We start from the raw sequence: 8,089 nt of genomic DNA, 5'->3' as shown, positions 1-8,089 counted from the left end.
ATCGGGTACCTCAGCTCGGCCGATGGCACTGCGGTGCTGCGCTTCGGGCAGGGCAGCCACACGTTCCCGGTCAAGAGGGGCCTGAACGCTACTCGTCCCGGGCCGGTGTGATCCACGCCGAGGCCCCGGACGACCCGTACCACGGGCCGGCCGCCGAGCCGAGGACCGAGCCGGATCCCGAGTTCGATCCGGAGCCGGCAGCCGAGGCCCCGGCGACGGCGCGGCCCTCCGCGGAGCGCGAGCCGGACGTCCCGGCGTCGTCCGCGGCCGGCGGACGGGAGCGGCGGCCGTCGACACCAGTGCCGCCGGACTGGCTGGGGCCGGTGCCCGAGCGGTACCGCGAGGTCGTGACGGCGGGTCTGGCGCTCCTGCTGGTGGCGGCGATGTTCGGCACGGTCTGGACCACGTCGCGCTACGGCGACGAGTGGGCGAAGAAGTACGGCCGGTCCTACCTCGACACGGCCCGGATCGAGCTGGCCAGCGCCCCGCCCGGCACCGTCTTCTTCGACACGCCGCTCCCGAGCGAGGTGTTGTCGAATCTGTCCTGGCCGTACAACTATCAGTCCCGGTTCTTCGCCGCCGCCGGCTCCCGCCCGGAGTTCGTGGAGGACACGGAGAACGCCTCGATACTCGACGGGCTGGGGCGGGTCCAGGTGGCCATCATCCAGGGCAGCAACGTCGTGCCCGGCCCGCAGGAGGGCTGCGGCTACCTGGTGCAAGCCGGTCAGACCGTCCGGATACCGCTGGACAAGCCACGGCACCACTGGGACTGGGTCGTCCGCATCGGGTACCTCAGCTCGGCCGATGGCACTGCGGTGCTGCGCTTCGGGCAGGGCAGCCACACGTTCCCGGTCAAGAGGGGCCTGAACCAGCGCTTCTTCGAGATCACCGGCGGTGACGGCGCGGTGGAGCTGACGGTGACCGGCGGGCCGGACCTGACGCTCTGCACGAACGAGATCAGCGTCGGCGACGTGGTACCGAAGCCCGAGTGACCACCGAGGAACCCCGGCTGGTGGCGGACCCGGCCCAGCCCGGTGCGGCGAAGCGCCCCGCCCGCGACACAGGGGTCGTGCGGCTCGGTGTCGCCGGAGCGGCGGTCACCGCCGCCACCATGCTGACCAACGGGTTGGCCTACCTGGTTCCGATGCTCGGTGCCCGCCAGCTGACCGCCTCCGACCTGGGTGCGCTGGCCACGGTGCTGGCACTCGGCGCCATCGCGGCGGTGCCCGGGTTCGGCCTGCAGATCGCGGTGGCGGCCCATCGCGCCCGGTCGGGGCCCAGCGGGACGACACGACTGGCGCTGCGCACCGCCGCCTTCACCGCCGGGATGACCCTCGTCGCGGCACCGGCACTCACGGTGGCGCTCCGGCTCCCGGTCGCGCTGACCCTGCTGCTCGCCCCGACCACCTTCGCCACCGTGCTGGCCGGTCGCTGGCTCGGCGAGCTCCAGGGTGACCAGCGGTTCCTGCGGCTCTCGGGCGCGATGACCGGGCTCGCCGCCGGGCGTTACGGCGGTCTCATCGTCGGGCTCGCCCTCGGCTGGGGACCGGTCGGCTCCCTGCTGCTCGGGACGCTGGCCGGCTTCGTCGTCCTCCCGCTGCTGGCCCGGCTCGCCGCGCCCGCCGCCCCCAGCGGTCCGGCCCTCGGCGTCCCCGGACCCGGGGTGGCACCAACCCTCGCCGACGACCGCGACCGCACCCTGAGCGGCCGGCAGGTGCTGACGGCGTGCGGTGCCACCCTCGCGATGCTGGTCATCTCGTACGCCGACCTGCTCCTCGCCCGCCAACTCCTGCCGGCCAGCGGCTCCGGCGGCTACGCGGTCGGCGCGGTCCTCACCAAGGGCGCGCTCTGGGCGCCGCAGGTGGTCACCCTGCTGGTGCTGCCGCGGCTGGCCTCGGGCGACCGGCGGGCCCGGGCGCTCGCGCTGGGGCTGATCGTGGCCTGCGGTGCGGTGCTGGTGGCCGCCGCAGCGGTCGCCGGTGAGCTGGCCTTCCGGCTGGTGGGCGGGGCGGACTACCTGCACCTGGCCGGCGAGGCCCCGCTCTTCGCCGCCACCGGCGCCCTCTACGCGGTGGTGTTCATGCTGGTCAACGAAAGAGTGGCGACCGGTGCCCGCTGGCCGGCCGCGCCGCTCTGGGTGGCCACCGCCGGCCTGGTCGGTGCGGCCCTGCTGGTGGCGCCGCGCACGGTCGAGGGCGTACTGAGCTGCGCGCTGGTCACCGCCGCGCTGACCGCAGCCGTGCTGGTCTGGCTGGCCCGCCCCGCGCGTGGCTGACCCCTGGGCGCTGCCCGGGTCAGTCGCCCGCTGCCAACCAGGTGCTCAGCAACTGGTGATCGATCGAGTCGACCCGGCCGAGTGGACGACCGGCGGCGACCCGCTCGCGCAGCTCCGCCCGGCTGAACCAGCGCGCCTCCAACAGCTCCACGCCGTCCACCCGCACCTCCTCGGACGCGACGCGGGCCCGGAAGCCCACCATCAGCCCGGCGGGGAACGGCCACGCCTGCGACCCCTGGTACGCCAGGTCCGTCACGGTGACACCGGCCTCCTCGGCCATCTCCCGCCGGACCGCGTCCTCCAGGCTCTCGCCCACCTCGACGAAGCCGGCCAGCGTCGAGTACGCGCCCGCCGCCGCGCCCGCGTGCCGGGCCAGCAGGCAGCGCTCCGGCGAGCCGGGCGCCTCGACCAGCACGATGATCGCCGGTTCGATCCGGGGGAACAGCAGCCGACCGCACTCCGCGCCGGAACAGGTCCGCACATGCCCGCCACCGCCGGCGACGGCCGCCGCGCCGCAGGTGCCGCAGTACCGCTGCTGCCGGTGCCAGTGCAGCAACCCCCGGGCGTACGCCTGGGCCGCCGCGTCAGCCGGGTCGAGCCGCCCGACCAGGGCCCGTACGTCGACCGCCCGCGTCGCGCCCGCCATCTCGACGGCGGCGGGCTCGCTGAGCCCGGAGAGGTCCACGGCGAACACCGCGACGTCCCCGTCGAGCCCCAGGAAGACGGTCTCGGCGGCAGCCGACCGGACGAGCGACGCGCGCTCGGCCGTCAACCGGACCGGCCCGACCCCGTCAACCAGGCAGCGGTCCCGCCACAGCGGCAGCACCACGGTCGTCGGGTCGGTCAGCAGCGCGTCCAGTCGAGCGGCGTCGGTACGCAGCGCGCCCGCCCGCTCCAGCCAACCGCCGCCGTACGCCAACACCCGCTCCGCAGCGTCCACCCCGCCACCGTGCCACGGCGGCGACCCGGCGTCGGCACCGACCCCGGCCCTGGCTCGCCCCCGGCCCACGCGACACGCCGAACGACACGCGGTGCCAGCGCAGAGCGGGCGCAGCCCGCGCGGACGGCCGAGCATTGGTTACCGTGGTGTCCTCCGGGAGGGGGGACCTCCCGTGGCACCTGGCGATCGAGGTTGCAGTGACGCTGTACGGCGATGAACGTCCACCCACCGACGACCGACCCACCGTGCAGGTCACCGCGGTCACCTGGCCGGACGACGGGCCGGATCCGGTCACGCCGCCCACGGCCACCGCCGAGCCGGGCAACGGTGGACGCCGTCCCCGCCGGGTGCGGATGCTGCTCGCGGCCGGCGTCACCGGCACCGTCCTCGCCGCCGTGGCGGGCGCCGGCGCCTGGGCGTACGCCGGGGACGTGCCCCGGGGCACCAGCGTGCTCGGCGCCGAGCTGGGCGGTCGGAGCCGCAGCGCCGCCGACCGGGAGTTGCGGGCTGAGCTGGACCGGCGGGCGGCGGCCCTCGCCGCGCCACTGCGGGTCACGGTCGGGGAGCGCACCGCCGAGATCAACCCCGTTGAGGTCGGGCTGAGCGTCGACGTGGCGGCCAGCGTGGCCGCGGCGGCCGAGGCCGACGCGCACCCGGTCAGTCGGCTGGTCGGCTCCCGAACCGTCGACCCGGTGGTCACCATCGACGCCGACCGGCTGGACGCGGCCCTGCGCAAGGTGCTCGGCGACCAGGTCCGCCCGATGACGATGCCTGCCATCACCTACCAGGGCACCACCCCCAAGGTCGTACGCCCCAAGCCGAGCCTGGCGTTCGACCCGCAGCGCTCCGCCGACGCCGTCCGCACCGGGTGGCTGGCCGGCACCCCGGTCGCCGTGCCGCTCGTGGAGAGTCAGCCGGCGACCACCGCCGAGGAGCTGGACCGGTTGGTCGCCGAGCTGGCCAAGCCGGCGGTCGCCGCGCCGGTCACCCTGCGCACCGACAAGGGCTCCGTGCAGGTGCCACCGGCGGCCATCGCGAAGAGCCTCCGATTCACCGCCGACAAGGCCGGCAAGCTCACCCCGGCGGTCGACGTCAAGCGGCTGCGCGCAGCCCTGGGCGACGACCTGCTCGCGATCGAGGTGCCCCCGAAGGACGCGTCGATGACCATCTCCGGCGGCCGACCCAAGGTCACCGACGGTCGCGCCGGCCAGCAGCTCGACACCGCAGCCCTGGGTCGTGACCTGTTGGCCGTGCTGCCGAAGTCGGACGGACGCGAGGTGACCGGCGAGCTGAAGGCGACACCGCCGGAGCTGACCGCGGAGAAGCTGGCCGGTCTGGGCATCAAGGAGCGGGTGTCCACCTTCACCACGCGGTTCACCGGTGGCATGGCGTCGTCGCGCAGCCAGAACATCGCCACCATCGCCAAGGAGGTGGACGGCACGGTCGTACTGCCGGGCAAGACGTTCTCCCTGAACGGGCACACCGGCGAACGTGGCTACGCGCAGGGCTACCGGCACGCGCCGGTCATCCTGGACGGCAAGCTGGTGCCGGGCGTCGGCGGTGGCACCTCGCAGTTCACCACCACCCTGTTCAACGCCACCTACTACGCGGGCCTGGAGGACGTCGAGCACAAGCCGCACTCGTACTGGTTCGACAGGTACCCGGCCGTCATCGAGTCGACCATCTTCTGGCCGAGCCTGGACTTCAAGTTCCGCAACAACACCGAGTACGGCCTGCTCATCGACACCTCGTACACGTCGAGTTCGGTGACCGTCTCGATCTGGAGCACGAAGATCTACGACAGCGTGAAGACGGAGTACGGCCCTCGGCGCGACATCACCACCCCGAAGGTCATCCACCTCGAACCCGGCCCGTCGTGCATTCCGAGCAACGGCATCAACGGCTTCGCCCAGGACGCCTTCCGGGTCATCAAGAAGGGCGGCGTGGTCGTCAAGCGGGAGAAGTTCACCTGGCGCTACGACGCGGAGCCCCGCTACGTCTGCGGCCCCAAGCCCTCCTGAGCCTCCACGGCCGCCCTCACGCCGTGGTCAGAAGGTGGCGGTCGGGTTGACCGGGCTGCCGGACGTGCCGGCGAAGCGGACCGGCGCGACGGCGAGCTGGAAGTCCCACTGGCCCAGCTCGGCGGCCGTTGTCGCGCACGCCTCCAGGTCGCAGTTGTCGAGCAGCCACAGACCCATCGCGACGAGGCTCACGGCGTGCACCGGCATCAACACGTCGTCGTACCCCGACGGCTGTACGTCCTGCGGAGTGTCGGCACCGATCAGCGCGACCTGCCGTTCGTGCAGCCACGGCAGGCAGGACGCGTGCCAGCCGGCCTGCGTGAAACCGCTGGCCACACCGGATTCGTGCCGGAAGCGGCCGCAGCCGGTGCGCAGGAGCACCGCATCGCCGGTTCACACCCGGACGCCCTGGCGGTGCTCGGCCTCCTCCAGATCCTCGGGAACGACACCCTGGCCCGGCTCCAACCACGGCACACCGCGGGCCCCCGCGACGTCCAGCAGCACACCACGGGTGACGATGCCGTTCGCCGCCGCCGTGACGGCCGCCCACGCCGATCCCGTCGCGGCGTCGACCAATCGGCGTGGAAGGCGGCCACCCGCATGTTCTCCGCACCCGGCATGTCGGCGGCGCACGGGCACGACATCGTCGACCGCTCCATCTCCTGCGGTACGGCGACCTCCCACGCGCAGGACACGCTCCGGCCGTGGCGCACGGCCCGCGCCGCCGCCAGCCGAACGTCGTCGGTGATGTGGTTCAGGGTGCCGAGCTCGTCGTCGTCACCCCACCGTCCCCAGTTCGACAGCGTGTCGAAGTATCCGAGCACGTCGTCCTGAGTGGGCATCGGTCGCTCTGGGGTCATCCCCGCATCGACTCCTCCGGTCACGCGGTCTGATCCCTCGCCAGGAGGTCATCCACAGGAACGAGCCTAGGCCAGGTATCGGTCACCGGCATCGGGTGCCAAGCGCGGAAACGCAGAAAAGGCCACCCCTGTTGGGGGTGGCCTTTTCTGGAAGATTGTCCGGCGGTGTCCTACTCTCCCACACCCTCACGAGTGCAGTACCATCGGCGCTGGAGGGCTTAGCTTCCGGGTTCGGAATGTGACCGGGCGTTTCCCCTCCGCCATGACCGCCGTAACTCTATGAACATATCAAACAACCCCGGCAACAGTTCACGGGTGTTCGCTTGTTCAGAGTTGCACAGTGGACGCGTAGCAGCTTAGTAGTCAAGTCCTCGGCCTATTAGTACCGGTCAACTGAACCCGTTACCGGGCTTACATTTCCGGCCTATCAACCCAGTCGTCTAGCTGGGGGCCTTACCCCACCAAGGTGGGTGGGATACCTCATCTTGAAGCAGGCTTCCCGCTTAGATGCTTTCAGCGGTTATCCCTTCCGAACGTAGCTAACCAGCCGTGCCCCTGGCGGGACAACTGGCACACCAGAGGTTCGTCCGTCCCGGTCCTCTCGTACTAGGGACAGCCCTTCTCAAGTATCCTACGCGCACGGCGGATAGGGACCGAACTGTCTCACGACGTTCTAAACCCAGCTCGCGTACCGCTTTAATGGGCGAACAGCCCAACCCTTGGGACCTGCTACAGCCCCAGGATGCGACGAGCCGACATCGAGGTGCCAAACCATCCCGTCGATATGGACTCTTGGGGAAGATCAGCCTGTTATCCCCGGGGTACCTTTTATCCGTTGAGCGACACCGCTTCCACTCGCAAGTGCCGGATCACTAGTCCCGACTTTCGTCCCTGCTCGACCTGTCAGTCTCACAGTCAAGCTCCCTTGTGTACTTGCACTCAACACCTGATTGCCAACCAGGCTGAGGGAACCTTTGGGCGCCTCCGTTACCCTTTAGGAGGCAACCGCCCCAGTTAAACTACCCACCAGACACTGTCCCTGAACCGGATAACGGTCCGAAGTTAGATACCCAAATCAACCAGAGTGGTATTTCAAGATTGCCTCCACCCATACTGGCGTATGGACTTCACCGGCTCCCACCTATCCTACACAAGCTAATTCGAGTACCAATGTCAAGCTATAGTAAAGGTCCCGGGGTCTTTCCGTCCTGCCGCGCGTAACGAGCATCTTTACTCGTACTGCAATTTCGCCGGGCCTGTGGTTGAGACAGTGGGGAAGTCGTTACGCCATTCGTGCAGGTCGGAACTTACCCGACAAGGAATTTCGCTACCTTAGGATGGTTATAGTTACCACCGCCGTTTACTGGCGCTTAAGTTCTCCGCTTCGCCCCGAAGAGCTAACAGGTCCCCTTAACGTTCCAGCACCGGGCAGGCGTCAGTCCATATACATCGAATTACTTCTTCGCATGGACCTGTGTTTTTAGTAAACAGTCGCTTCCCCCTGCTCTCTGCGGCCATACAACGCTCCACCCGCGCGGGGCTTCACGTCTCCGGCCCCCCTTCTCCCTAAGTTACGGGGGCAATTTGCCGAGTTCCTTAACCACAGTTCGCCCGATCGCCTCGGTATTCTCTACCTGACCACCTGTGTCGGTTTGGGGTACGGGCCGCTAAGAACTCGCTAGAGGCTTTTCTCGGCAGCATAGGATCACTGACTTCACCTGAATCGGCTCGGCATCACGTCTCAGCCCTAGTGTGTCGCGGATTTGCCTACGACACGGCCTACACGCTTACCCCGGCACAACCACCGGCCGGGCTCAGCTACCTTCCTGCGTCACCCCATCGCTTGACTACTACCCATCAGGTTCCCACGCTCCCCAGCTTTGACCCGAAGGTCGCAGCTGGTTTGGGTGGTTAGCACAACGAGGTTCATCAGGGACGCTCTTTCGCGGGTACGGGAATATCAACCCGTTGTCCATCGACTACGCCTCTCGGC

Annotated in this window: 6 protein-coding genes and 2 rRNA genes (1 of these 8 cut by a window edge); 4 read left to right on the top strand and 4 right to left on the bottom strand. The window is 69.6% G+C overall.

What is annotated here, in order from left to right:
• Positions 1–107 precede the first annotated feature (107 nt).
• Both AB0J68_RS15490 and AB0J68_RS15485 read left to right on the top strand, forming a co-directional pair.
• Positions 108–992, top strand: a complete 885-nt coding sequence (locus tag AB0J68_RS15490) for a hypothetical protein (RefSeq protein ID WP_363939016.1) — start codon at positions 108–110, stop codon at positions 990–992.
• A gap of 77 nt (positions 993–1,069) precedes the next feature.
• Positions 1,070–2,275, top strand: a complete 1,206-nt coding sequence (locus AB0J68_RS15485) for a polysaccharide biosynthesis protein (RefSeq protein ID WP_363939018.1) — start codon at positions 1,070–1,072, stop codon at positions 2,273–2,275.
• A gap of 19 nt (positions 2,276–2,294) precedes the next feature.
• On the opposite strand, the gene nudC is transcribed toward AB0J68_RS15485, so the two are convergent.
• Entirely contained in the window at positions 2,295–3,215 is a 921-nt protein-coding gene (nudC, locus tag AB0J68_RS15480) for an NAD(+) diphosphatase (protein ID WP_363939014.1), read from the bottom strand.
• Between the two features lie 197 nt (positions 3,216–3,412).
• Here nudC and AB0J68_RS15475 point away from each other — a divergent pair, with 197 nt between their 5' ends.
• Entirely contained in the window at positions 3,413–5,236 is a 1,824-nt protein-coding gene (locus AB0J68_RS15475) for a VanW family protein (protein WP_363939012.1), read from the top strand.
• Between the two features lie 27 nt (positions 5,237–5,263).
• Here the strand turns inward: AB0J68_RS15475 and AB0J68_RS15470 are convergent, their stop codons facing one another.
• Positions 5,264–5,572 carry a hypothetical protein gene (locus tag AB0J68_RS15470; protein ID WP_363939011.1) on the bottom strand — a complete coding sequence of 103 codons (309 nt, stop codon included), beginning with the start codon at positions 5,570–5,572 and terminating at the stop codon, positions 5,264–5,266.
• Positions 5,573–5,581: 9 nt separating this feature from the next.
• On the opposite strand from AB0J68_RS15470, the gene AB0J68_RS15465 reads away from it, so the two are divergent.
• The gene (locus tag AB0J68_RS15465) at positions 5,582–6,070 is read left to right on the top strand and encodes a hypothetical protein (protein ID WP_363939009.1); all 489 of its coding nucleotides are present in this window, start codon (positions 5,582–5,584) and stop codon (positions 6,068–6,070) included.
• 183 nt (positions 6,071–6,253) lie between these two features.
• On the opposite strand, the gene rrf is transcribed toward AB0J68_RS15465, so the two are convergent.
• Positions 6,254–6,370 (bottom strand): 5S ribosomal RNA (rrf, locus tag AB0J68_RS15460).
• A gap of 85 nt (positions 6,371–6,455) precedes the next feature.
• Positions 6,456–8,089 (bottom strand): 23S ribosomal RNA (locus tag AB0J68_RS15455); it runs 1,769 nt beyond the window's last position.

This window comes from Micromonospora sp. NPDC049580, assembly GCF_040675595.1.
Taxonomy (GTDB): Bacteria; Actinomycetota; Actinomycetes; order Mycobacteriales; family Micromonosporaceae; genus Micromonospora.
The sequence above is the reverse complement of the archived record's forward strand: the minus strand, read 5'-3'. Positions and strand labels throughout refer to the sequence as shown.